The 23,417-nt window shown below is 46.5% G+C and carries 26 protein-coding genes and 1 tRNA gene; 9 read left to right on the plus strand and 18 right to left on the minus strand.

Annotated elements, in window-relative coordinates:
- Positions 1-53 precede the first annotated feature (53 nt).
- A complete protein-coding gene (locus tag HZF10_RS08440; RefSeq protein ID WP_218833180.1) occupies positions 54-1,196 on the plus strand; it encodes a transglutaminase domain-containing protein in 1,143 nt (380 codons plus the stop codon).
- 123 nt (positions 1,197-1,319) lie between these two features.
- Here the strand turns inward: HZF10_RS08440 and HZF10_RS08445 are convergent, their stop codons facing one another.
- The gene (locus HZF10_RS08445; protein WP_176005755.1) at positions 1,320-1,556 is read right to left on the minus strand and encodes a hypothetical protein; all 237 of its coding nucleotides are present in this window, start codon (positions 1,554-1,556) and stop codon (positions 1,320-1,322) included.
- Positions 1,557-1,660: 104 nt separating this feature from the next.
- Between HZF10_RS08445 and HZF10_RS08450 the strand changes: the two genes are divergently transcribed.
- Both HZF10_RS08450 and HZF10_RS08455 read left to right on the plus strand, forming a co-directional pair.
- Entirely contained in the window at positions 1,661-2,707 is a 1,047-nt protein-coding gene (locus tag HZF10_RS08450) for a DUF2891 domain-containing protein (RefSeq protein ID WP_176005756.1), read from the plus strand.
- Between the two features lie 27 nt (positions 2,708-2,734).
- A complete protein-coding gene (locus HZF10_RS08455) occupies positions 2,735-4,300 on the plus strand; it encodes an NAD(P)/FAD-dependent oxidoreductase (protein WP_176005757.1) in 1,566 nt (521 codons plus the stop codon).
- Between the two features lie 45 nt (positions 4,301-4,345).
- Here HZF10_RS08455 and HZF10_RS08460 read toward each other — a convergent pair whose 3' ends face one another.
- Complete coding sequence (locus HZF10_RS08460; protein WP_176005758.1) at positions 4,346-5,329, minus strand: HEAT repeat domain-containing protein; 984 nt, start codon at positions 5,327-5,329, stop codon at positions 4,346-4,348.
- Between the two features lie 173 nt (positions 5,330-5,502).
- Positions 5,503-6,204: a BlaB/IND/MUS family subclass B1 metallo-beta-lactamase gene (bla, locus tag HZF10_RS08465; RefSeq protein ID WP_176005759.1), complete on the minus strand. Its 702-nt coding sequence runs from the start codon at positions 6,202-6,204 to the stop codon at positions 5,503-5,505.
- A 134-nt stretch (positions 6,205-6,338) separates the two neighbouring features.
- Here bla and idi point away from each other — a divergent pair, with 134 nt between their 5' ends.
- The 5 genes from idi (at position 6,339) to HZF10_RS08490 (ending at position 8,946) form a co-directional block, all read left to right on the plus strand.
- Positions 6,339-6,866 (plus strand): isopentenyl-diphosphate Delta-isomerase, encoded by a 528-nt coding sequence (gene idi, locus HZF10_RS08470; protein ID WP_176005760.1) that lies wholly within the window; start codon positions 6,339-6,341, stop codon positions 6,864-6,866.
- 35 nt (positions 6,867-6,901) lie between these two features.
- On the plus strand, positions 6,902-7,312 hold the full coding sequence (locus HZF10_RS08475; RefSeq protein WP_176005761.1) for a 6-pyruvoyl trahydropterin synthase family protein: 411 nt from the start codon (positions 6,902-6,904) through the stop codon (positions 7,310-7,312).
- A 216-nt stretch (positions 7,313-7,528) separates the two neighbouring features.
- A complete protein-coding gene (locus HZF10_RS08480; RefSeq protein WP_176005762.1) occupies positions 7,529-8,491 on the plus strand; it encodes a type I phosphomannose isomerase catalytic subunit in 963 nt (320 codons plus the stop codon).
- Between the two features lie 44 nt (positions 8,492-8,535).
- Complete coding sequence (locus HZF10_RS08485; RefSeq protein WP_176005763.1) at positions 8,536-8,802, plus strand: hypothetical protein; 267 nt, start codon at positions 8,536-8,538, stop codon at positions 8,800-8,802.
- 70 nt (positions 8,803-8,872) lie between these two features.
- Positions 8,873-8,946: transfer RNA gene (locus HZF10_RS08490), tRNA-Thr, on the plus strand.
- Between the two features lie 783 nt (positions 8,947-9,729).
- Here the strand turns inward: HZF10_RS08490 and HZF10_RS08495 are convergent.
- The 14 genes from HZF10_RS08495 to HZF10_RS08560 form a co-directional block, all read right to left on the minus strand.
- Positions 9,730-10,455, minus strand: a complete 726-nt coding sequence (locus HZF10_RS08495) for a DUF4369 domain-containing protein (protein ID WP_176005764.1) — start codon at positions 10,453-10,455, stop codon at positions 9,730-9,732.
- Positions 10,456-10,531: 76 nt separating this feature from the next.
- Positions 10,532-12,370, minus strand: coding sequence for a M61 family metallopeptidase (locus HZF10_RS08500; RefSeq protein WP_176005765.1), 1,839 nt, complete (start codon positions 12,368-12,370; stop codon positions 10,532-10,534).
- A 56-nt stretch (positions 12,371-12,426) separates the two neighbouring features.
- Positions 12,427-13,353 carry an alpha/beta hydrolase family protein gene (locus tag HZF10_RS08505; RefSeq protein WP_176005766.1) on the minus strand — a complete coding sequence of 309 codons (927 nt, stop codon included), beginning with the start codon at positions 13,351-13,353 and terminating at the stop codon, positions 12,427-12,429.
- 45 nt (positions 13,354-13,398) lie between these two features.
- The gene (locus tag HZF10_RS08510) at positions 13,399-13,677 is read right to left on the minus strand and encodes a DUF2805 domain-containing protein (protein ID WP_176005767.1); all 279 of its coding nucleotides are present in this window, start codon (positions 13,675-13,677) and stop codon (positions 13,399-13,401) included.
- 90 nt (positions 13,678-13,767) lie between these two features.
- Positions 13,768-14,604, minus strand: a complete 837-nt coding sequence (locus HZF10_RS08515; protein ID WP_176005768.1) for a sterol desaturase family protein — start codon at positions 14,602-14,604, stop codon at positions 13,768-13,770.
- Between the two features lie 61 nt (positions 14,605-14,665).
- A complete protein-coding gene (locus HZF10_RS08520) occupies positions 14,666-16,021 on the minus strand; it encodes a sensor histidine kinase (RefSeq protein ID WP_176005769.1) in 1,356 nt (451 codons plus the stop codon).
- 230 nt (positions 16,022-16,251) lie between these two features.
- Entirely contained in the window at positions 16,252-16,617 is a 366-nt protein-coding gene (locus tag HZF10_RS08525; RefSeq protein WP_176005770.1) for a DoxX family protein, read from the minus strand.
- A 32-nt stretch (positions 16,618-16,649) separates the two neighbouring features.
- Positions 16,650-17,561: an EamA family transporter gene (locus HZF10_RS08530; RefSeq protein WP_176005771.1), complete on the minus strand. Its 912-nt coding sequence runs from the start codon at positions 17,559-17,561 to the stop codon at positions 16,650-16,652.
- Between the two features lie 63 nt (positions 17,562-17,624).
- Positions 17,625-18,248, minus strand: coding sequence for a matrixin family metalloprotease (locus tag HZF10_RS08535; protein ID WP_176005772.1), 624 nt, complete (start codon positions 18,246-18,248; stop codon positions 17,625-17,627).
- A complete protein-coding gene (locus HZF10_RS08540; RefSeq protein WP_176005773.1) occupies positions 18,226-18,783 on the minus strand; it encodes a pentapeptide repeat-containing protein in 558 nt (185 codons plus the stop codon). The genes HZF10_RS08535 and HZF10_RS08540 overlap by 23 nt, the downstream gene beginning before the upstream one ends.
- 26 nt (positions 18,784-18,809) lie before the next feature.
- Entirely contained in the window at positions 18,810-19,808 is a 999-nt protein-coding gene (locus tag HZF10_RS08545) for an LLM class flavin-dependent oxidoreductase (protein WP_176005774.1), read from the minus strand.
- Between the two features lie 88 nt (positions 19,809-19,896).
- Positions 19,897-20,343, minus strand: coding sequence for a GNAT family N-acetyltransferase (locus HZF10_RS08550; RefSeq protein WP_176005775.1), 447 nt, complete (start codon positions 20,341-20,343; stop codon positions 19,897-19,899).
- A 5-nt stretch (positions 20,344-20,348) separates the two neighbouring features.
- Complete coding sequence (locus HZF10_RS08555) at positions 20,349-20,507, minus strand: hypothetical protein (RefSeq protein WP_176005776.1); 159 nt, start codon at positions 20,505-20,507, stop codon at positions 20,349-20,351.
- A gap of 93 nt (positions 20,508-20,600) precedes the next feature.
- Positions 20,601-21,479 (minus strand): hypothetical protein, encoded by an 879-nt coding sequence (locus HZF10_RS08560; RefSeq protein WP_176005777.1) that lies wholly within the window; start codon positions 21,477-21,479, stop codon positions 20,601-20,603.
- Between the two features lie 160 nt (positions 21,480-21,639).
- On the opposite strand from HZF10_RS08560, the gene HZF10_RS08565 reads away from it, so the two are divergent.
- Positions 21,640-22,245: a murein L,D-transpeptidase catalytic domain-containing protein gene (locus tag HZF10_RS08565; RefSeq protein ID WP_176005778.1), complete on the plus strand. Its 606-nt coding sequence runs from the start codon at positions 21,640-21,642 to the stop codon at positions 22,243-22,245.
- 335 nt (positions 22,246-22,580) lie between these two features.
- Here the strand turns inward: HZF10_RS08565 and aqpZ are convergent, their stop codons facing one another.
- Positions 22,581-23,300 (minus strand): aquaporin Z, encoded by a 720-nt coding sequence (aqpZ, locus tag HZF10_RS08570; RefSeq protein ID WP_176005779.1) that lies wholly within the window; start codon positions 23,298-23,300, stop codon positions 22,581-22,583.
- Positions 23,301-23,417 lie beyond the last annotated feature (117 nt).

Here is a 23,417-nt window from a genome sequence, read left to right on the forward strand (position 1 = left end):
ATTGGCTGAGATTCCTCCTTCGTCGGAATCCCAAAATGAAAACAACAAACAGAATGCAGAAAGCCAAAATCATTTTTCTCCTTGCGCTTCTGCAATATTTCTGTGTTTTTTCCCAAGAAATCGATACCCTGGACACGGACGGATATTCCGTCCATATACTCGAAACGCCGCCACCTCACTACATTCTGCCTTTCCATTCGCTAGACAGCATCGCCCACACGATCAAATACACGGGCAACCTGGAAAAGACGACTTACGAACTCACCAAAAACTATACGTCACAAACAGAAAAAGCGCGCGCTATCTTCGCTTGGGTCACTTACAACATCGCGTACGACTACAAATCCTACAACAAACAAAAAGACCCCAAGTTCCCGAAATGTAAAGGTCACGATGATTGTGCGCAAAAGATGCTCGAATGGGAAAACGATTATCTTGATAAAATCCTAAGGAATAAAAAAGCCGTTTGCGAAGGTTATTCTCGTCTTTTCAAGAGAATGTGCGGTCATGCCGGAATCCAATGCAGCGTCGTTCCGGGTTATGTAAAACGCTCGTCTCGCGCCATCGGAAGAATGGGTTCGCTGAACCACGCCTGGAACATTGTAATTCTCGACGGCAAATCATATTATCTCGACGCCACTTGGGCCGCAGGTTTTTGTACCCTCGACGAAAAAAAAGGAAAACTCGACGGTTATCAAAGATGGTACAATGACTTTTATTGGCTGATGCCGCAAGAAAAATTCAGGCTCAACCATTTCCCGAAAGATACCATCTGGCCGTTCACTTCAAAAGCGGATAAGATCAAATACCGCGACCAGCCTTACATCAACTCACATTTTATCTCGTCCTTAGACGTCCTTTCGCCAGAAACCGGCGTACTCAAAGTAAAAATGTGCGACAAGATAAAATTCAGGCTGCATTTAGAATACGCAATTGGCAAAATCCAGATCAACACCAATGTTTTCAAAAACCCCAAAATCGATTGGTATTTTAATGAAGAAGGCGAAAGAGTGGCCGACAAACGAATTCTTGGTCGTCAGAAATATGTCGATTATGTCGGGAAAGACCAGATTTATGAATTCGAGTACGAAGTCAAAAATACAAATCTGCGATACATCGAAGTACTGTTCGATTATGAAACCGCATTAAAATTCAAGGTAGAAGTCCAGAAACCAGAGTTGTCGGCGCTTCCGTAAAACTTCAAAATTCGTTGTTCGTTAATCGATTGTTCAACATTCAAAAAGATATAGAATAACGAATAACGAATAACGAATAACGAATAACGAATAACGAATAACGAATAACGAATAACGAAGTTGTTAACCTTCGTACAATTCTCCCCGATGCGGCTTCAAAGCATCGCGCACCTGAATCATTTCGGCATCCGTGACCACGACGTAAGCGATCGCGTGCATATCGTTCAAAGTTTCAAAGCCTGTGATTTCCAACGGAAGTTTTTCCATTGCGATGTATTCCTTTAAGTGTATTTCGTGATGTTCGGCCGTTTTCGCCGCCGCCGGACCGCGAAAATCCCAGATCATTTTGATTTTTCTCATGTTGAAGTGCTTAAGTCCAAAAGTGCCTGAGTGCAAAAGTAAAGTGCAAAGATGAAGGTGCAAACTTTTTATTTTAAAACAGTAGCTTTGGAAAAACACCGACTATGAAACGTCTCCTGCTTTTATTTTTGATCGTTCAATCTGCGTTTGCGCAACAACTGACACTCGAGCAAGCCAATCACCTCGCGACGCTTCCGCTCAAATGTCTGCAACAGGAATATCCGAACAAACCGGGCGAATCTCTGTCCAGCGCATCCGAAATCATGAGCCCAAAGCAAGCGCATCCGGCGTTTTACGGTTGTTACGACTGGCATTCGTCGGTTCACGGCCATTGGAGTCTGGTGTATTTGCTGAACCGTTTTCCGCAATTGGCAAATCGCGATGAAGTCATATCCAAACTCAAAACCAATCTTTCAAAAGAAAATATCGAGGCCGAAATCGCTTACCTGAACCGACCGCAGGAAAAATCGTTCGAGCGCACTTACGGCTGGAACTGGCTGTTCAAATTGCAACTTGAACTTGACCAATCCAAAGAATCTTATGCGAAAGAACTTTCTTCGAATTTGCTGCCTTTGACAAATGTTTTCATAGAAAGATACATCGCGTTTTTGCCGAAATTACTGTATCCGGTGCGCGTCGGAACTCATAACAACACGGCATTCGGCTTGACTTTCGCTTGGGATTATGCCGTTTTCACAAAGAACGAAGCGTTTCAGAAATCCATTCGCGAAAATGCAGTGCGATTTTTCGGAAAAGACACGAACTATCCGTATCAACTCGAGCCTTCGGGTACCGATTTCCTGTCGCCTTGTCTCGAAGAAATCGGGATCATGCAACGCGTGTTGCCAAAAAAGGAGTTTTTGAAATGGGCTCATGCGTTCTTTCCGTCTTTATCCAAAAAGAATTTCGATTGGGAAGTAGGGAAAGTCGCCGATGCTTCCGATCCGCAGTTGGTGCATCTTTACGGATTGAATTTTTCACGGGCGTGGAATCTTTATCGCCTTATCAAGCAATACCCGGGCGAATTTTCGCATTTGAAATCACTCGCAGACAAACATCTGCTGTATTCGCTTCCAAAAGTCGTCGACGGCAATTACGAAGGCGAACATTGGCTTGCGTCATTCGCTTTCCACGCTTTCGAGGAAAAATAGTCGCGATAAAAGCATTAATTTTGCCCCATGCCAAAAGAGCTTCTCATCCAAGTTTCGCCAGAACAGGCGACCCAGAATGCTTTCTTGAAGGAACACGTGGCCAAATTGTTGCGTACTTCCGTAAAAGAAATCCTGCACGTCAATATCTTAAAGCGTTCGATCGACGCACGACAACGCAGCATCAAGATCAATCTCAAACTCGAGGTTTTCTTTGCGGGAGAACCGATAACCGAGCAGAAAATCGACCTTCCCGATTACAGGGATGTTTCCAATGCACAAGAAGTGATCGTTGTCGGAGCCGGACCTGCCGGATTGTTTGCCGCACTCCAACTGATCGAGCTTGGCTTGAAACCGATTGTCGTGGAAAGAGGAAAAGACGTGCGCGGACGCCGACGCGACCTCAAATCGATCAACCGCGACCACATCGTAAATCCCGATTCCAATTATTGTTTTGGCGAAGGCGGAGCAGGTACATATTCCGACGGGAAGCTGTATACGCGTTCAAAAAAACGCGGCGATGTAGACCGGATCCTCAAACTTTTGGTCGCTTTTGGAGCGACTCCCGATATTTTGGTCGAAGCGCATCCGCACATCGGCACGAACAAACTGCCGAAAATCATCGAAGACATCCGTGAGAAAATCATCGAATGCGGCGGAAAAGTGCTTTTCGATACCCGCGTGGACGATATTTTGGTCAAAAATGGCAAGGTGCAAGGCATCGTGACCCAAAACGGAGATGTTATCGAAGCCGATAAAATCATTTTGGCGACCGGACATTCGGCCCGTGATATTTTCGAACTGTTGCACAAACGTAAAATCGCCATTGAAGCCAAACCGTTTGCTTTGGGCGTGCGAGCCGAACATCCGCAGCAGCTTATCGACCAAATCCAATACAGTTGCGATTATAGGGGTGAATTTTTGCCGCCAGCACCTTATTCGATCGTCAAACAAGTCGGCGGACGCGGTATGTATTCGTTCTGTATGTGCCCCGGCGGAGTGATTGCGCCTTGTGCGACGAGTCCGGGCGAAGTCGTGACCAACGGCTGGTCGCCTTCTAAACGCGATCAGGTTACTGCCAATTCGGGAATAGTCGTCGAGTTGCGACTTGAGGATTTCAAGGCGTTTTCGAAGTTCGGGCCTCTTGCCGGTATGGAATTCCAAAAAAGCATAGAACAACGTGCTTTCCACTTGGCTGGTGAAACCCAAAAAGTTCCGGCCCAACGCATGGTCGATTTTTCACAATCCAGGGTTTCATCGGATATCCCGAAGACTTCATATGTTCCCGGAACCGAATCGGTAGAATTGGGTCAGGTTTTCCCAGGTTTCCTGACGCAGATCATGCGCGAAGGTTTCCGTGAATTCGGCCAGTCGATGAAAGGTTATTTTACCAATGAGGCCATTTTGCACGCACCCGAATCCCGCACATCATCGCCCGTAAGGATTCCAAGAGATCCGGAAACGCTTGAGCATATCGAAATCGAAGGACTTTATCCGTGCGGAGAAGGCGCAGGATACGCCGGAGGCATCATTTCGGCCGCGATAGACGGGGAGAAATGCGCGATAAAAGCTGCGGAATCCATTTTCAGGAAATAAAAAAGCCTCGCAATCGCAAGGCTTCCTCTGTTTTATATTACCGATTTATAGCATCAGTTTGTCGATTTTCTTCAGTACGCTGTCGTACGTTCGGCAATTGCGTTTTTCGATGATGCTGTAAAGCTGGAACAACTTGTCGTCGCGATTCGCTTTTACTGCGTTACCGTTGCAGATGTTTCGGCATATTTTTTCAAGAACCGCTTTCGATTCGGCATTTCGGTAAGCCGTGATCGCATTTTGGAAATCCTTGTTCTCAAAATCCTTGTCGACATTCATTTGAAGCGAAGGGAAAAAAGCCGCATGCGGATAAACCGAATAGGCCAGATAAGAAGCCTGGGCGTGTTTGGTGAGATACGAAATGTCCGCAGGATTTTTGAAATTGGCCAGCGTCGCGAGGATTTCGGCAGTCGGGTACTTCTGGGCGAAATATTTGACCCTTGCGTAATTCTTGCTTTTGAAATCGTTCGTGTAGAAAATCGTGTTCAATGTGCGTGGCGCGATGTTGTTTTCGGCCAAAGCCATAGCCGTGAGTTTGGCAAGACAAGCGTCTGTTTCGGCAAGCGTCCACTTGGTGTCGTAATCGCGTCCGAACATGCCTTTGAGTTCTTTTTGCAAGCCTTTTGTCGTAGTGCGCTCGTAATATCTTTTGCGATCGGCTTTTTCCTTTTGATGCGAAACGGCCACATACAATTCGCTGGCGGCGTTGGTCTGGTAGGATATCACCCCTATTTTACGTTCGGCAACGTCGTCATTCGTAAGCAGTTTCGAAAAAGCGTCGGCGATTTTAGGCGATTTTCTTTCGACGAGTTCTTCAGCTATAGCGATTTTCGTTTCGGCATTGGCCGATGAAATGGCCTTGAGCAGTTCGTCTTCTGTATAATTTTTGATTTCGGGAGATGCCGTGGCAATAGCTTTATTGCTTCGCGAAACGACGGGTGTGTCGTTTTCTGCGACCAGGTTGGCATCGTTAAGTTGCGGATAAACTGCCGTTCCCAGGAAAAAGGTAAGGCAAACGATGAGTTTCTTCATAACATCAGGGGCGTAGGTTAAATGTTTGCTTGGAACGCTATTTACTAAAGTAAAATTCAGCATGTTAGCAGATTTTTTGGGAAACGTAAATTTAATTGAAAAAGTATTACACAAGCAGTTCAATCGGCACTTTTTAACGGAAAACCACTTTTCTGTATAGATTTTTCTTACCGTTAGTGCTGCTCGAGAAGTTGTATCGTATGCTGAAGTGCCTCGCGTCCAGACCATTTGAAATGCCCGGGAATGACGGTCAATGCGTCGGGGAAACGTTTTTGCGCCTTTCGGATACTTTTGGGCCATTCGGTAAGATTGGCGTCGGCAATATTGCCAAGACTAGAATTTTCGATGCTTTTGACGAAACAACCGCCGTAAAGGACTTTGCTTTCGGGCATCCAAATCATAATATTGTCCGGAGTATGGCCTTCACCCGGATAAAAAGTCTGGATCAACCGTCCGCCTACTTTAAAAATCGTATCGCGAGAAAAGGTGAATTCGGCCTGTTTTTCGTTGTTCTTGATGCAAAGTTTTTTGGTCGCGACCGATGAATATGTCTTGATGCCTTTTTTTCTGAAGTATTCCAAACCCGCCGTACGATCGGCATGCGAATGCGTCGAAATACACAAAACCACTTTTTGTTTGTGTTTTTTTTCGATGCTGTCGAGAAGCGGTTGAAATTGCGTCTCGTCCCAAGGTGTATCGATCAAAGCGACGCCGGAATCGGTGACCACATAAAGCCCGTTCGAAGGAAACGGATTGCCGTCCAGATTCTTATACGTCGTGTAGACATACGTGTTTTTCGTCAATTGATAGATTTCCAACGGCTTGTTTTGTGCGAAGCAGCACAATCCGAGTAATAGCAGCAAAAACCTTCCCATATCGTTCGCTTTGCCGTAAAATTAGGTATTTATAACAGAGCCACGCGCAATTTTTCGATATCGGACGCAACAAAAACACCGCTTTCAAGTTTCAAAAAAGCCAAGCCAAATTTTCTTACTTTTGAAGTCAAGCCATGAACGAAGAAAAAGTAATCCTAGTAAACGAAAAAGACGAGCAGATCGGCCTGATGCCCAAGCTCGAAGCTCACGAAAAAGCCATGTTACATCGTGCGTTTTCGGTATTTATCCTCAATGATAAAAACGAATTGATGCTGCAGCAACGCGCTTCCCAAAAATACCATTCGCCTTTATTGTGGACGAACACTTGTTGCAGTCATCAACGCGAAGGCGAATCCAATCTCGAGGCCGGGACGCGTCGTCTGCACGAAGAAATGGGCTTCACGACCGAGCTTCGCGAACTGTTCCATTTCATTTACAAAGCGCCTTTCGAAAACGGTTTGACCGAACACGAGCTCGACCATGTGATGATCGGTTTCTATAACGGTGAACCCAAAATCAATCCCGACGAGGTCGAAAACTGGAAATGGATGCCGATAGACGACGTAAAATCAGATATGGAACAACACCCAGAAAGATATACCGTCTGGACGCGCATCATTTTCGACGAATTCTATCATTACCTCGAAGACCACAAAGTTTAGTCATCCGTTAATTCCCACATTTTCGCCAATTGACCATGAAAGTCACCGTCTCCAGAAAAGCCCATTTCAACGCCGCGCATCGCCTGTATCGGCCCGATTGGTCGTTCGAGAAGAACGATTCGGTTTTCGGCAAGTGCAACAACGCGAACTTTCACGGCCATAATTACGAGCTCATCGCAAGCGTGACGGGCGAGGTGAATCCCGAGACCGGTTACGTGATCGACATCAAGACGCTTGCCGACATGATCTACGAGGAAGTCGAAATCCCGTTCGACCACAAGAACCTCAATCTCGACGTACCCGAGTTCGCGAACCTGAACCCGACGGCAGAACACATCGCTTACGTGATCTGGCACAAATTGCGAAAACGCCTCGAGACCGCGCTCGAACTCGAGATCACGCTATACGAAACACCTCGGAATTTTGTAACATATCGAGGCGAGTAAATCACTAAATTGTATCTCGATTTTCAGGAGCTGTTCCGGCTGCCCGCTGCTAGCTTTCTCGAAAACTGCCGTTTTTTCAACTTTTGTCACGGGCTTCCTGCGGTCGCCCGCAAAAAAGCGAAAAACCAGGCCGTTTTCTTCAAAAGGCTATCCGCTTGCATCCGGGCTAGGATTCCGACGAAGGAGGAATCCCAAATAAAAAATAAAGAATAAAAAATGAACTTATATCCCATCCAATTCCATCCAATCTTAAAAGAAAGAATCTGGGGCGGCACCAAACTCAAAACCGTCCTGGGTAAAGACATAACATCCGACATTACCGGCGAAAGCTGGGAACTTTCGGGCGTAAAAGGCGATGTGAGCGTCGTGGCCAATGGCGAATACGAAGGCAAATCGCTTCAGGAATTGCTCGACGAATTCCCGAACGAAATCCTCGGAGAGAAAATTCACGAACGTTTCGGAAACGAATTTCCGTTGCTGTTCAAATTTCTCGACGCGCGCGAAGACTTGTCGATCCAGGTACATCCGAACGATGATTTGGCCAAGAAGCGCCACAATTCGTTCGGTAAGACCGAAATGTGGTACGTGATGCAAGCCGATTTCGATTCGCGCATCATCGTCGGTTTCAAGCATCGTTCAAGGCGTGAGGAATACCTGTTCAATTTACAGCAGAATTCGCTTCTCGACATTCTCGATACGGTCAAAACCAAGGCAGGCGACGTATTTTTTCTCGAAACGGGAACGGTACATGCGATAGGGGCGGGCGTTTTGATTGCCGAAATCCAGCAAACCTCCGACATTACCTATCGTTTGTACGACTTCGATCGCAAAGACGCCAATGGGAACAAACGCGACCTTCACGTCGATCTCGCGCTCGATGCGATCAATTACGAAGTCACAGATACACAGAAATCGTATTCCGACAGGCAGAACGAAGCCAACACAATCGTCGATTGTCCCTATTTCCACACGAGTTTCATTCCGGTGAACGGTGAATTCAACGTGTCTAAAAATGGCGAGCGTTTTACGGTGTATATGTGTGTCGAAGGCCATTTCAGCCTGGAATTCGACAATAAGAAATACGAGTATAAGATGGGCGATACCGTTTTGGTTCCCGCTGCGATGAAAGAATACAAAATCGACGGTTTCGGATCGGTGCTCGAAGTTTTCGTGCCTTAAAAAAAGAATGCTTACTTTTGCATCGCAATTCAAAATGAAAAGAAATGGCAAACGTTAAAAACCTAAAGAAAGACATCAATTACGTATTGGGTGACATCATCGAAGCGGTTTACATCCACGAGATGACCACGGCAGGAAAACCGACTCCTGAAACCAATGCGCTTATAGATGAGGCGATTACCGCTTTCGACAACCTGATCACCAAAGTGAACCAGAAAGGTGTCGAGAACAAAAAAGCGCACTTCGCACAAATCCACAAAGATCTTGAAGCGGCTGCGAACCAATTGGTTGCTAAAATTAACGCGCTTTAAGGTTAAAAACAGTCAATATTTTTTTGCAAATATGAATTTCGCTTTTATATTTGCACCGAAATACTGAGACGCCGGTGTAGCTCAGCTGGCTAGAGCAGCTGATTTGTAATCAGCAGGTCGTGGGTTCGAGTCCCTCTATCGGCTCAGTTAAAACCACTCCAAACGGAGTGGTTTTTTTATTTCTATCAGTTTCTGCGCAAACTCGTTTGCTGGAAATGTTTCGCTTGCCAGCGGGGTTTTCTTTTGCTTCGCCGCAAAAGAAACAAAAAGGCGGAAGCAGCACACAAAATTGGCTAAAAACCGGCACGGCTGCGCAAGCCAAATAAACTACTCACGCGCTAATATTGTTTTTTAAGGTATTCGTGAATCTTCGATTTCGCTGCGCTCAGACAGTATTTGGCTTTTTGCGGCATCCTGAGCCGTTTTTCTTGACGCCAATTTTATGACGCCGCGATTAATCGGACGTGTTTATTTTATTTTTGGCTTGCAGGCTGCGCCAAAAATCTTCTAAGAAAATCTATTGTATGTCTTTGACGGAAGTGCTTCCAGATTTCTCCTTCGTCGAAATCAGACGTTCTTCAAAGGAAATACGTTCCGAAAAACACAAAAGGTCCTTTCGGAGACGCATTTTCCAAAGCGCAGCGGCGGGAAATGCCAATAAACACTTCCTATTCCAGCGCCATGAGCGCGCAGGCGGGCACCTGACTTGCTGAAGATTCGGAAAAAACGAAAAGCTGTCTGAGCCGCAGGCGAGTTCTTTTCGTTTCCGAAGCAAGGCAATGTCAGGTCGCCGAGCGGTCGCGCTTACTGCATTTTTGCTTCTTTTGTTGCAAGACAAAAGAAGGTCGCACCGGCAGGTGAAGTCTTCTAGCAAGCGAAGCTTGCGTAGAAAATGACATAAAAAAACCACCAAAAGGTGGTTTCAAATTATTTCATCGCAACAGTCGTCTCCGTCTTCTTCCTCTCTTCATACAACTGTTTCAAAAGCTTGCCGTATTTCGAAGCTGCAACCTTAGGTGACATCGCGTCGATGACCTGTTTCATAAAAGTAAGGCCAAGATCGGGTGTTTCGGAAAGGATTACATAAGGCGCGACCTCATATTCCTTATGGTTCACTGCGAAATTGGTCGTGTACAGATAACGGCTTTTAAGGATGGCGTTGTATTTCTCGACTTCGGCTTCCGGAAGCGATGTATTCTTGAGTTTCGCTTTCATATCGGCAACGGTGATGTCGAGCTCCTGAGTGGTGTATCTCGATTTGACCTTTTTGTATTCCTCAAGCAAATCGTTGTTTTTCGATCCCGTGATTTTTGCTTTCGCGTAAAACGTTTCCAGATCGGTATCGATGTTCATCTTGCCGGGCTCGGCGAAAAAACGCAAACTATTGTCGATTGACGTCGTTTGGCCGCGATCCAAAAACAAATAAAGTACTTCGGGTTCGGCAATGTCGACAGCTGTTTTGAAATGCGAATCGCCGTCAATGGCAATGCTGTCTAACGTCACCAAAGTCGTGTCGCTGATTTTCTTGAGATAAAGCATCCCTTTTTTAAGGCCTTTCACATTGCCCGTGATTTCAAGATTGCCTTTCTTTTCTTCCTTGCTGCACGAGGCCAAAGCCAAGATCGCGAACAAAGCTGCGATATGTTTTTTCATGTGATTCCTGTTGGTGCGCAAAAATAAAAAAATCCCCGGAGCAGCGAACCGTCCGGGGATTTTATTTGAGTCGGCATTAGCCTTTTAGCCAAGCATCGCGCAATTTGTCTTTGCTGTGGTCGGTCGCGATGTAACCCGTCGCTTCTTCATACGACAATTTTACTTTGCCCGATGTGGTCATATCTTTTCCGTCGCGTTTGTATTTGATGGTGATCGCTTCGTCTTCTTTCCATTGCTGGCTTCCCATGACCAAGTCGTAGATATTGTCGAGGTTATAGGCTTTTCCGTTGACTTCGGTAATGATATCGCCTCCTTTCAAATCTAAAGTCGTCCAGAAAGCGCCGAGTTCGATTCCCGGCATCACGATGATTTCCTTAGTGTCCGGATTTACCGTCACATAAGGCGTCTGTCCTTTGATGAACACGTTCCCGGGAACCTGGCGCGTCGTTTTCGTTACGCCCATTTTCGCGAAGAATTCATCATAATTGATAGGTGTCGTGCCACGAACGTATTTGTTTAGGAAATCCCCGACTTCAGGATACGTGAAAGCCGTGATTTTTGCGAAAAGATCAGCGTCCTTAAACGGTTTTTCCATACCGTATTCTTTCGAAAGTTTCTTCATCAGATCTAGAATTCCACGCTCTCCGTTGCTTTTCTCACGGATGATGATATCGATGCACATGCCGATCAACGCACCCTTTTCGTACACGTTCAGATACTGAGCTTTGTAAGGTTCGGTCAAAACGTTCGCACTCATTTCGGTAAACGACATCGTATCGTTCAGGCGTGAGGCATTCTTGATTTTTCCGGCCATGCGGTTGTAGAAATCCTCTTCAGAAATCAAACCTTGGTTCACCTGGAAAAGGTTCGCGAAATACTCGGTTACGCCTTCGTACATCCAAAGATGTTCCGACATTTTCGGCGCGGCGTAATCGAAATACTGGATTTGGTCGGCGTGGATCGTAAGCGGCGTCACGATATGGAAAAACTCGTGCGAAACCGTGTCTACCAACGCAGGCAACAACTGCTCTTTCGGCATCTGTTCAGGGAAAACGACAGTCGTCGAAGTGTTGTGTTCCAAAGCGCCGAAACCTTGAGCGTCCGGCTTCATCATGTCCGACAGGTACAAGATGATCGCATATTTCTTGGTCGAATTCACCGATCCGAGGAAACGTTTCTGCGCCTGCATCATCTTTTCCATTTCGGGAGCGATATCCTTAGCGTCGAAAGTTCCGTTCGGAGAATAAATCGCCAAAACGATGTCCATGTCGTCAACCTTGAACGTCGCGTAATTCGGTTTCGAGTACATGATCGGATGATCTCCGACCTCGAAATAACGGCTGTAGTTGAATACGTCTTTGGTGTCTGCGGCATCGGCATCGGTCAATGAAGTCGCACCCCAAAGTTCGGCCGGATGCGAAATCGTCACTTGGTAAGGCAATTGTCCTTTGTCTTGGAAGTAGCCCACGAATCCGTGCATGTTAAGCATGAAATTTTTTCCTGCATCGATATTCGTTCCCGCAGGTGAAAACACGTCGTGCTGATCTTCGATATCATAAGTATCGTTTACCCAATACGTCACTTTCGACAGTTTTTTCGCACCTGTGATTTCCCACGAATTGTCATCGGTTTTGGTCACGGCGAGTTCTTTTCCTTTTGCGTCGAAAGCTTTAAGATCGTCTACATATTTGCCGTAATTGTCGGTGGAATACGTTCCCGGAACGGTTTTCGGGATGTGATACACGATTTTGTCCGAAGAGATTTTAGGAGCCGAAACGGTCACCGGGACTTTGTCGTCCTTTACGCCATTGAGGTCGATGGCCACTTTGATCGGGTTTTCGGCTTTAGATTGCGCGATTGCCTCGAAACTCCATACGGAAGCCAAAAGTGCCAGCGCGAGCGTTATTTTTTTCATCAGTTTGGGATTAATTTACAAGCGTTAGTGCGCGAAGATATATAAAAGTTACAACCTCAAAGGCTTTTTATGAATTGATTAACCGAGGTGGTGAGTTTGTCCGAAATCGGCAATTCGGGGTTGCTGTAAGACGCTCCGTTTTCCTGGTCGCCACCCGAAATTTCCTTTAGGACGTGGTTCATGTTTTCGATGATGACGAGCTTCGCATCAGGTTTTGCGGCTTTGAGCAATTCGGCTTCCGACTGGTTTACCTGAAGGTCTTTCGTGCCGTTTATGATCAGCACCGGAATCTTGAGTTTCGCGATTTCTGCCGTCGGATCGTATTTGAGCCACGAAATCAGGTACGGTTGCACACTTTCGCGAAACAACATCGCAAGCGTTTGATCCTGTAGCGTGAACGTTTCGCCTTTTTTAAGCAATGCAAAATCCTTTTCGACTTCATCCTTTAGCATCGGTGCTTGTTTTACGATTTGGTCGGTGACGACTTTATCGATGCTGCGTCCTGCGCCCGAAATCGAGATGAAACCGTCGGCATTTCCGTTTGCGGCGATCATTCCGATCAACGAACCTTCGCTATGACCGGCGACCACGATTTTCGAATATTTCTTTTTCGCACGGAAAAATGAAATCACTTGTTTGGCATCGTTGATGAAGTCTTCAAACGAAAGCGTTTTCTCGTCCACGGTTCCGTTTTTCATTTGCGCGATGATGCGTTTGTCGAACGTATACACCGCGATTCCGGATTTCGCCGCCGATTCGGAAAGCATTTTCAAACTGTTGTTTTCCATTCCCGCCTGATTGCCGTTGCGGTCGGTTGGGCCCGAACCCGACAACAGGATCAACAATGGGGTTTTCTTGGCATTTTCGGGTGTGTACAAAGTGCCTTTAAGCAAATCGTTGACGGCGATTTCATCGGTCTTGAAAGTTGGTTTCTGTGCCAGCAATACCGATGGGATCAATAGTAGGAGTAAGATTTTTTTCATTCCCGAAAGGTAACAAAAAACCCGCCGTGAAGCGGGATTAAAAGGTCAGTCAAATTTGTTTTTGATATAGTATTTTCCGTCGAGGTCTTCGTCGAACTCGTCAATTTTAGGTGGTTTCGGTTTGGGTTTGGCGGCCATCGCCTTTTTTTTCCAAAGCTCGAATTTATCGGCTTTGAGCCTTTGTTTCATGATTTCGAGCACTTCCTGTTCAGACAGCCCGAATTCTTTTTTGATGATTTCGAAAGGATTGCGTTCTTCAAGCGCGAGCGTGGTCAGCCTTTCGGTCTGTTCCCGCGAGAGTTCGGGGCGTTTGCTCTTTCTCATTGTAATCGGAAGAAAATTGTATAAAAAAATCAGATTTCTGTTTCAATATTAATAAAAAATCCGATTCGTCGATAAGTGGCTCAAAAAAAATTATTTGGATGGTTTTTGAGTCGTCGGCCGGTATTTTGCAAATGGTATTTTCAGCAAGTTTCCAAGCCGGTTGTGGTCTTTCGGATCCATATGGGTATCTACTCCATATACGATTTGAGCCTTGTCGAGTTTGCGGAACGTTCCGAACAAACGGTCCCAAACCGAAAAAATGTTGCCGTAATTCGAATCGGTATAAGGCAAAACGTAATGATGGTGGACTTTGTGCATATCGGGCGAAACGATCACATAACTGAGCCAGTCGTCAAGCTTGCGCGGAAGCGTGATATTGGCATGGTTGAACTGGGAAAACACCACCGACAGCGATTGGTACAAAAAGACTAACCACATCGGGCTACCCGAAACCAAAACCGCCAAAACGGTAAAAATAAAACGGATGACGCTTTCCCCGGGATGATGACGGTTGGCCGAAGTCGTATCGATCCACGTATCGGTATGGTGAATCAGGTGAAAACGCCACAAACTGCGCGTCTTGTGCTGCACGAAATGCGCGAGCCATGCGCCGATCAAATCGAGTAACAACAATCCGATTATCGCATACAGCCAAACGTTCATTTGCGGCAGCCAGTTCAGGATTCCGAAGCGATTTTCATGCACGAAATCGGCCGAACGCAACAACAGGAAAGCCAATACGAAATTCACGACGATCGTCGTCAGCGTGAAAAAGAGGTTGATGCCGGCGTGATGCCATTTCCGATATTCGAATCGGAACAGCGGATTTACGCTTTCGGCCAACCAAAAGAAAGCGATGCCGCCGGCGAGGATGGCGGCGCGGTGCGATGACGGGATAGTCGAGAAATAGGCGATGATCGTTTCCATTGGATGTCGATTTGGCATTCCAATGTAATGAATAAATTCAGATTATACTGAAAACGAAGCTTTAACGCTTTCCGAAGTTTACGGTAAAGGTACTTCCGTTAATTCCGTCACTTGTCACGGTAATCGTTCCTCCCAAATTCTCGATCTGCGCTTTTGTGATGAAAAGCCCGATTCCTTTGGCGTCAGGATGTTTGTGGAACATTTGGTACATCCCGAAAATCTTGTTGCCATGCCTTTCAAGGTCGATTCCGAGGCCGTTGTCTGAAATGTGGAGCAGGATTTCGCCGTTCTGTATTTCAGACCGCACTTTGATTACGGGATCGCGATCGGGAGACTTGTATTTCATCGCATTTCCGATAAGGTTCTGCAACACGCTTTCGAGATGGATTTTCGAGAACATCACCGTCGGTGCTTCGTTGAAATCCGATTCCAGCGTCGCTTTGTTGTTGAGGACATCGCCTTGCAGCGTTTCGGTCACGCGCAGATACACGTCTACGAAATGTACGGGTTCCTTATCGGCTGGACGGCTTTTCTTGATGCGTAAAATCTCGATGAGTTCGTTAAGCGAATCGTTGAGGTTGCTCGCGACTTTCCTCATCATCGTGAATACGTTGCGGTATTCTTCGACGCCGCTTTTCTCGTCGACCAAACTTATCAAAGACGTCATATTGGCCGCCGACGACCGCAAATTGTGAGACGTGATGTTCGCGAAATCGTTCAATTGCTGGTTTTGGTACGCCAATTCGTCGCTGAGTTTTTCCTGGATCACGCCGTCAATCATCATTTGCTTGGCGTTCATTCGAATTCTGCCGTAAGCGAAAACCAATAACGCGAACATCACGATCACGAACAAAAAGAAGTTGAAGTTACGCGCCTTGATGTTCGCATCGGTTTCGGCGAGTTTTTCGGTGAGGATCTGGAGTTGCGATTTCTGGTAAACCGCGATCCGTTCGCGCAACGAATCCATGATCGCTTTTCCTTGTCCGGTAGAAATCATCGCCGCGGCCTCTTCCATGCCTTTGTTTCGTCTGGCTTCGATGGTCAGTATAGTAAACGCTTTTTTGCTGTCGATAAGCCGTTTGAGTTCGCTGATGCGTTTGTCGTCTGCCGATTTTCCGCGTTTCATGTCTTCGAGCGAATCGATCCATTCCTCCACATCCTTATTACCGCTTTCGTAAATCTCAAGGAAATTTTCTTTTCCCGTAATCGTGTAGCCGCGCGCTCCCGTTTCTATATCGATCATGCTCGACAGGATTTTTTCGAGAACCGTATTGGTGTTGTAGGTTTGGGAAATGATGTGGCGGTTTTTGGTCACCGAGTAAGCGCGGTTGTAAGTGGACCAGATGAGACCGCAAAAAACGACGGCGACCAGTAAAAAAGTAAGGTCGATCTTGTTCTTGAGGGACAAAACTTTCATGTGTTGTTTGGAAATTATTGGCACCGAAATACTTCGATGGCGCGAAGTTAATCCAATAATCTGCCGCTTCCAAAATGCGAAGTAATAACTGATGGGTTTTGTTTTTTCGGATGTTAAACAAATATGCCATAACATGTCCGAATTGAGGTTCAAAATGAGATTTTTGATAGCTTTTGAGTCATTGTCCTACGCAAAACCCGAATTTTGTTTAAGGAAAACCCTGTGGAAAACTATTTGATGAATAGGGTGTACGCGTAGGCCCATAAAATCAATACGATTTGAAACGGAAGCCGTAAAAGTCGCATCCACAACGGCAGCCCGAGTGCGGCCGTGTCATCGAACACCATAAAAAGATTGGCTGGGAAAACCGCGACCAGCAAAGCGATGATGCCGATGGCGCAATATTCAGAAATGGCCGGAATGCAAAGTCCGATGCCCAAAGTTATCTCGGCGATTCCGGTTATGGCGTTGAGCAGTTTCGGATTCGGGAAATAAGGCGGGATGATTTTCTTGTACATATCGGGTTTGCGGAAATGGTTCGCTCCCGCAAGTACGTACAAAACCGCCATCAGGTATAAATGCCACGGCAAATCCATAGAAGTTTGGTTTTGCCTAAAGTTAGTGATTTTTAACGTCCGCGCTTTCCGAAATTAACATTCATCATCACGATCGCGAACAAAATCAAGACAATCCCGAACCATTGCAACCCGCTTACTTTTTCGTGCAGCAACAGCCAGGCCATGGTTACCGATACGGGAAGTTCAAGAGCCGAGACGATACTTCCGAGCCCGATTCCCGTTTTCGGAAATCCCGAATTGAGCAGCATAGGCGGGATGATCGTCCCGAAAACCGCCACAAAAACGCCCCATTTGTAAAAGATGTCGTAGTTGTAAGGCGTATGTTGGGTCGCCAGAACGAAAAATACGATTACGAAAGCACCTCCCAAAAGCATGTAAAGGCTTCGAAGAGAAGACGAAAGCCCGATTGCGATACGATTCGAAGTGAACATGGTCGTCGTAAACGAAGCCGCGGCGAGCAAACCAAGCACGACGCCTCTCCAATCGAGAGAATCTGCGTTCGCGATGAGGTTTGTGGCTAAAGCCGTTCCTGCTAGCACGACGAGAACCGCAACGATTTTCATGGCCGACGGACGTTTTTTGTCCAAGATCATTTCGAGCAAAACGCCCATCCAGACCGTTTGCATCAGCAACACGATTCCGATCGAAACCGGAATGTATTTCACGGCCATATAATAGAAAATGCTCGTCAAACCCGTAGAAGTTCCGGTCAGGAGCAATTGCCAGATGTCTTTTCGCGAGGCTTTCGGCGCATCGGCTTTCTTCTTTTTGAACGCATTTATAAGAAGCAACACGGCAATCCCGATCGCGAATTGGGACGAAATGACTTCTGCCGGAGTGAACGGCAAGCCCGTAATGCCGGTATCGTGATAAGCCAGTTTTACGAAAGTGGCTAACATACCGTAGCTCGTCGCACCAAGCCCGACTAAAATGACGCCTTTAAGGATGTTATTGTTTGACATTGAGTAAATAAAAAAGCGGGCAAAGATAGACGTTCGAGTTTCAGCGAACAAACGCACACCGACTTATTTCAAATTCCAGCCCGAAGCGATGAGTTTGCGTTTGCAACTTGCACAGAAATCTTTTTCCTCGTCCTTGTGGTTTTTGCCTTTGGCATCACGCATGAAGCAAGTCTTTTCGGGACAATGCGGCAAGCCTTCGGTATGGCCGAGTTCGTGAATGGCGACTTTGAAGAGTTGTTCGAACTTGTTTTTCTCATGCAACCTAAAACTCGAGGCCACGCACGATTTGCCGGGACAAAAGCCCAATCCCATCACGCCCCAATCCTTGAATTTGCCTTTGGTCGTGCTGATGTCTTTATGTGTAAGTCCGATGGTAAGCTGGTTTTCGGATGTGCGTCGGTCTAAAAACCGGATGATCGAATCGGCACGATGACGTGTTTTTGCTGCATTCCAGCTGTCTTTAGGGAAATCGATAGGTTGAAGTATTTTAACATCGGAATAGACTTTTTGGAGTTCGGCCTGGATTTTTTTGGTGTCCGATGCGGAAAAATCCGAAAACGGCTGCAGGCAAATCGTTCGCTTCTGTGATTGCCGACAATTCGAGAAAACCACCAAAATCAAAACGAGAAACGAAATCCGTAAGAATCCGTTCAGGCCAAAAAAACTAAAAGTCGATTTCCAATCCATATTTCCCTAAAAGTCCGATGCTTCCCGAAAGCGCAATTTTCATACCGCGCACGTAATTGTTTTCGGGATCGATAGAAAAATGACGAGCGTTACGCAAATCGGCCTTTTCCAAAATGGTATTGTCGAAAATCGCATTGCTGAGGTCGCAGTCGTCAAAAACGGCTTGTGCCAGATCGGTTTCCGAAAAATCTGCTTCGCGCATCGAACAGCCCGTGAATTTCTGTTTGCGCAATTTGAGTCGGTAAAAAGAGGCCAAATCGAGCTGGCAATTGCGGAATTCGGCCGAAAACAACATCTCGTTGCATTGGTCGAACCGAAAACCCAACAATTTGCAATCGGCAAAAACCACATCGCGGAAAGAGGTTTTCGAAACTTTGGCCATACTGAAATTGCAATCGGAAAACGTGCAGTCGATAAAACTCGAATCACCCAAATCCTTATCCGAAAAATCACAATTGTCGAACGAACAATTGTCGTATTCGGCCTTTTTGAAAGAAAAACTCTTGTCGAACAATTTGTCTGCGATGAAGTCCATGCATCAAAAATACGGATTCCGCCGAATCAGAACATCTGCGCGATCAATTCGTACGATTTCTTGCGGTCTTCCCAGCTTTCGGCCGGCGTCGCGATCATAATCTCGTCGGTTTGGTATTTGTCTGCGATTTTTAGCAGTTCGGCCTTGACGACATCGGGCGTTCCGGCTATGAATCGTCCGTGGTTGAAGGCCATGCGCGCTTTTTGCTGAAGCGAGAAATGCATGTTTTTTATTTCTTCCAAAGACGGAAATTCACCGACGCCGCCCATTTCGATATACAAGATGCGGTATTGGAAATCGGTGATCCAATCCTGAACTTTTTGTTCGTCTTCTGAACAGAACGCAAAAATCCCGACGTTGAGTTTGGGCTCTTTTAGTTCTTTGGACGGTTTGAAATTGTGACGGTAGAATTCTGCCGTGTCTTCTCCGCTTTCGGGGTTTATGAATTGGGCGAACGATAACGCCATGCCCAAATGTGCCGCGAATTGTGCGCTTCCGCCGCTAGAGGTAAGCATCCACATTTCGGGCAATTCCTCGGGTTGCGGAAAGGCACTTACTTTTTCCTGTACCGATCCGGGTTCGCTTTCGCCTCTCAAAAATGCCTGTAAGTCGAGGAGTTGCTGATAAAAATCCTTTTCGGAAAACGTATTGGTCGGATTCAACAGATAAGCCGAAAGTCGGTCTCCGCCCGGAGCGCGCCCGATTCCGAGGTCGATGCGGTTCGGATATAACGTTTCGAGCAATCCGAAATTCTCGGCGACTTTCAAAGTGCTGTGGTTCGGGAGCATGATGCCACCCGATCCGATGCGAATTCTCGATGTCTTGGACGCTAGATACGGAATGAGCACTTCGGGAGAGGTTCCGGCGACGAGCTTGAAATTGTGATGTTCCGAAACCCAGTAGCGCACGAATCCGAGTTGTTCGGCCAATTCTATTAATTTGCCCGATTCCTCCAAGGCTTCACGCGCGTTCGAACCGCGTCGTATTTGGGATTGGTCGAGAACGGAAATTTTGATTTTTGACATTGCGTAAAGGTAATCGACAATCGACAAAGCCTAATTATCAATTAACAGTGCTTTACGGTGAGTTGCTTTACGTGAAGAAAGTTGCTGTTCAACGGGAAGCTTTGAAACGCGACCATTCGTTGGCCGTCATCTCGAATTTGGTTTCGTTGCCGTGCATGCCGGTTTCGGTCCAACCCGATTTGCGGTAAAAGGTTTCGGCCCGTGTTCCAGGAGCGGTTCCGAGCCACACATGGTCTTTGTTTTGCGAAAAATACCAATCGAGCATCGCATCGTGAAGTTTTCTGCCGATGCCTTTATTTTCGTGTTCCGGATGCAGGAAAAGCGCCCAAATGTTGTCTTCTTTGAGGTCGGCGATGGCGAATCCGACGATGGTGCCGTTTATTTCGCAAACCCATCCTTTGCCGCGATCGAACATAAATTCGCGGCAATCCTCGTCTGAAACCAATGCAGGATTAGACAAAGCGTTTTCCTTTACGGAATTGCGTACGATCTGGATTTGAGCAATGTCTGCCGGTTCGGCTTCCCTGAAAATCATCGCGTTTAGGCCGGAATTGAAACGGTAGTGGTGAACTCGTTGGTTTCGGCCACGCGAATGTTTTTCTGCGGACAATGCCAGATGATACCCAAATACAGCAATCCTGCGGCCGCTACTGCTATGCCAAGGAACAGGAAATTAGGGGTGTTGAAGAATCGTTTCATTTGATTAGGATGATTGATGTTCTTATAAGACGGATTCCGAACGGAAATGTTACAGAAATCTTAAATTTTTTTTCGGAATCCGTCCCAATCACATCATTTCAATTCTGCTTTCAAGGTTTTTTCGATGCGGAAAGCGTGGCTCGAGCCCATGGTCACGAATACTTTTTTGCCGTCTTTTACCAATTCTGAAATCGCCGAACACAAATGGATGTCGCGTACCTGATTCGACATTGAGAAAATGTCCGAAAGGTAGCCGTCGGGCCATCCGTATTCATCGCTCGTATCGCGCCAATCTTTGAGTTTCGGATAATCCTTTTTCCAAAGACTGTCGACTTGTGAAACTTTGGTAATCGCGCCCCGAAGGCCGTTTACATCGGTTCTCGAGTCGATGCATTGCTGCAGCGAGGCGTCGGGATCGCTTGGTTTTCCGAATCGAAAGTTGCTCAGATACGGACGCAGCGAATAAAACGCCGCAACCTGTTTGGCCGGGAATTTCTCGAGGATGATTTTGACCTCGTCTTCTTTTTTGGGTTCCCAAGTGTAAAAAGGGATGCCGTTTTGTTTGGCGAGAGAAACCGTCTGTCCGCCTTCGCCATATTCGGTTACCGGGTTTTGTAGCCCTGAAAACAAGAAACCGAGACGGCCTTCAACAAGCGCCACGTCCGGATCGAGAGCTTGCCATTTTTCGTTGACGAGCCTGATTTGCGCATCATTCGGGTCTTTGGTGTGTTCAATGCCGAGGATGCACACCGAACCTTTGCCGGACGTGATCTGGTACACGTACGGTCGTGCGTGTTCGCCTCCGAGCGTGTCGTAGGCTTCCATGTCCATGATCGGGACGGCGAAGGATTTTTCTTTTTTTACGGAATAGAATTTAGGCGATCGCCAGATGATTCCGGTGGCCAACAGCACACCGAACGTTGCGGAAAGGGCAAGCAAGCCCAATCCCGCAGCTTTTAGGATTTTTTTCATTTCGATTGATTTGCGGATGCCGATTTTCGCAGCATTCCATGATTGATGATTGCCCGTTAGTTTCCCTCGCTTTCAAAATGTTACATCGCGTTTTCGGAATTGTCGTCGTAGTTGAAATAAATGCGTGTGTTTTGCAGTTATGAGGAAAAACCTGACTAACATGAAACTCACAGTATTGCTCGGCATATTGGCCTTCGTATGCTGTAATTCGGCGGAAACTCCCGAAATCAAAAAAAGCATCAGCAAGGATTACGCTTCGACCAATTCTGAAGCGTTCGACTATTGCAAAAAGAACGGCTTCAACGAAGATTTTTATTTCCTCGTGGATTTGAGCATCCATTCAGGTAAGAACCGTTTTTTCGTGTACGACTTCGAAAAAAGCAAAGTAATAGAGAGCAATCTGGTGACCCATGGCACTTGCGACAAACCGATCGCTTACAAAGACATGTGGGAAAAAGCGCGCTTCAGTAACACCGACGGCAGCCATTGTTCGGCTTTGGGGAAATACAAAGTGGGCGCTCGCGATAAAAGCGGTTGGGGAATCAAAATCAAGTATTGGCTTCACGGATTGGAGAAGACCAACGACAATGCCCAGAAACGCGTGATAGTTTTGCATTCGTGGGAAGCCGTAGCCGATAAGGAAATCTATCCCGATTATAGTCCGTTGAGTTGGGGATGCCCCGCGGTTTCGGACAATTTTATGGAAAAGCTCGACGCAAGACTTCAAAAAGTAAAGAAGCCTGTGCTGTTGTGGATCGTGGAATGAGATTCGCTTGAACCATAGCGTTTAAGTCGGAGAAATACCCTAGCCCCGATAGCAGCGGACAGCCTTTTGACAAAACGGTCAGGCATTTGCCGCAAAAGCGAAGCGACCGCAGGAAGCTCTTGCTTTTGGGGTGCAAGTGCAGGCCGGTTTGAGAAAGCTGGAAGCGGATAGCGGGAATAGCTACCGATAAAATCACTTCTGATTTTAGGAAAATGTACAGAAAAACTGTAATTGGTTTTTTGCTTTTCCCGGTAATTTTAGACCTAACAGGTTTCCAAAACCTGTTAGGTCTAAGAGTGCAATTTTCAAATTGCCGATCTGTACCAAAAAGAGAATTATTCCCTCAAATCGTCTTCGGTAAATTCTGTTTTCCGCAATAGATTTTTATAAACGGCGCCTCCCGCCATGCCTCCAACGATTGGGGCAACAATAAACAGCCATAACTGCTCAAGTGCCCAGCCTTGAACGAATACGGCTTGGCTAATGCTACGTGCAGGGTTCACTGATGTGTTCGTAACCGGAATGCTTATCAAATGGATCAGCGTCAGGGCAAGTCCTATGGCAATGCCGGCAAAGCCTTCGCGTCGGCGGTCTTTTTCGGTCGATCCGAAAATGATGATCACGAAAAACATCGTCATGATGAATTCTATAAGCAGGGCCGAAATCATGTTATAACCACCCGGAGAATGCTCGTCGTATCCGTTGGCGGCGAAATTACCGACGTCCTGTCCGTTGCCGATTGCGATGGCGTACAGAATTCCCGCTCCTGCGATTCCTCCAAGGATTTGGGAAATGACATACGGTAGAACGGTCGACGATTCGACACGTCCGCCAGCCCAAAGACCTATGGTCACGGCCGGATTGAGGTGAGCGCCCGAAATTCTACCCAACGAATAAGCGATGGTCAATACGGTAAGGCCAAAAGCGAACGAAACGCCCACAAGACCAATTCCGATAAAAGGTTCAGATTTGAAGTTGGCGGCCAAAACGGCGCTTCCGCAACCGCCCAAGACCAGCCATAGAGTTCCCAGGAACTCAGCAGCGAATTTTTTCATGAAGTTTGGTTTTAAGGTTGGAAATTCAGTAAGTTACTGATAATGTGGTAAGATAAAGGTAGTCATTGTTTTGGATTTTAAGATTTTTTATAGAAAAAATGTACCAAGCGTAAGCAT

The organism is Flavobacterium agri (genome assembly GCF_013401995.1).
Classification (GTDB): Bacteria; Bacteroidota; Bacteroidia; order Flavobacteriales; family Flavobacteriaceae; genus Flavobacterium; species Flavobacterium agri.

Coding starts and splice junctions, on each gene's coding strand:
- HZF10_RS08440 (WP_218833180.1), top strand. CDS start 54: ATGCAGAAAGCCAAAATCATTTTTCTCCTTGCGCTTCTGCAATATTTC.
- HZF10_RS08445 (WP_176005755.1), bottom strand. CDS start 1,556: ATGAGAAAAATCAAAATGATCTGGGATTTTCGCGGTCCGGCGGCGGCG.
- HZF10_RS08450 (WP_176005756.1), top strand. CDS start 1,661: ATGAAACGTCTCCTGCTTTTATTTTTGATCGTTCAATCTGCGTTTGCG.
- HZF10_RS08455 (WP_176005757.1), top strand. CDS start 2,735: ATGCCAAAAGAGCTTCTCATCCAAGTTTCGCCAGAACAGGCGACCCAG.
- HZF10_RS08460 (WP_176005758.1), bottom strand. CDS start 5,329: ATGAAGAAACTCATCGTTTGCCTTACCTTTTTCCTGGGAACGGCAGTT.
- bla (WP_176005759.1), bottom strand. CDS start 6,204: ATGGGAAGGTTTTTGCTGCTATTACTCGGATTGTGCTGCTTCGCACAA.
- idi (WP_176005760.1), top strand. CDS start 6,339: ATGAACGAAGAAAAAGTAATCCTAGTAAACGAAAAAGACGAGCAGATC.
- HZF10_RS08475 (WP_176005761.1), top strand. CDS start 6,902: ATGAAAGTCACCGTCTCCAGAAAAGCCCATTTCAACGCCGCGCATCGC.
- HZF10_RS08480 (WP_176005762.1), top strand. CDS start 7,529: ATGAACTTATATCCCATCCAATTCCATCCAATCTTAAAAGAAAGAATC.
- HZF10_RS08485 (WP_176005763.1), top strand. CDS start 8,536: ATGGCAAACGTTAAAAACCTAAAGAAAGACATCAATTACGTATTGGGT.
- HZF10_RS08495 (WP_176005764.1), bottom strand. CDS start 10,455: ATGAAAAAACATATCGCAGCTTTGTTCGCGATCTTGGCTTTGGCCTCG.
- HZF10_RS08500 (WP_176005765.1), bottom strand. CDS start 12,370: ATGAAAAAAATAACGCTCGCGCTGGCACTTTTGGCTTCCGTATGGAGT.
- HZF10_RS08505 (WP_176005766.1), bottom strand. CDS start 13,353: ATGAAAAAAATCTTACTCCTACTATTGATCCCATCGGTATTGCTGGCA.
- HZF10_RS08510 (WP_176005767.1), bottom strand. CDS start 13,677: ATGAGAAAGAGCAAACGCCCCGAACTCTCGCGGGAACAGACCGAAAGG.
- HZF10_RS08515 (WP_176005768.1), bottom strand. CDS start 14,604: ATGGAAACGATCATCGCCTATTTCTCGACTATCCCGTCATCGCACCGC.
- HZF10_RS08520 (WP_176005769.1), bottom strand. CDS start 16,021: ATGAAAGTTTTGTCCCTCAAGAACAAGATCGACCTTACTTTTTTACTG.
- HZF10_RS08525 (WP_176005770.1), bottom strand. CDS start 16,617: ATGGATTTGCCGTGGCATTTATACCTGATGGCGGTTTTGTACGTACTT.
- HZF10_RS08530 (WP_176005771.1), bottom strand. CDS start 17,561: ATGTCAAACAATAACATCCTTAAAGGCGTCATTTTAGTCGGGCTTGGT.
- HZF10_RS08535 (WP_176005772.1), bottom strand. CDS start 18,248: ATGGATTGGAAATCGACTTTTAGTTTTTTTGGCCTGAACGGATTCTTA.
- HZF10_RS08540 (WP_176005773.1), bottom strand. CDS start 18,783: ATGGACTTCATCGCAGACAAATTGTTCGACAAGAGTTTTTCTTTCAAA.
- HZF10_RS08545 (WP_176005774.1), bottom strand. CDS start 19,808: ATGTCAAAAATCAAAATTTCCGTTCTCGACCAATCCCAAATACGACGC.
- HZF10_RS08550 (WP_176005775.1), bottom strand. CDS start 20,343: ATGATTTTCAGGGAAGCCGAACCGGCAGACATTGCTCAAATCCAGATC.
- HZF10_RS08555 (WP_176005776.1), bottom strand. CDS start 20,507: ATGAAACGATTCTTCAACACCCCTAATTTCCTGTTCCTTGGCATAGCA.
- HZF10_RS08560 (WP_176005777.1), bottom strand. CDS start 21,479: ATGAAAAAAATCCTAAAAGCTGCGGGATTGGGCTTGCTTGCCCTTTCC.
- HZF10_RS08565 (WP_176005778.1), top strand. CDS start 21,640: ATGAAACTCACAGTATTGCTCGGCATATTGGCCTTCGTATGCTGTAAT.
- aqpZ (WP_176005779.1), bottom strand. CDS start 23,300: ATGAAAAAATTCGCTGCTGAGTTCCTGGGAACTCTATGGCTGGTCTTG.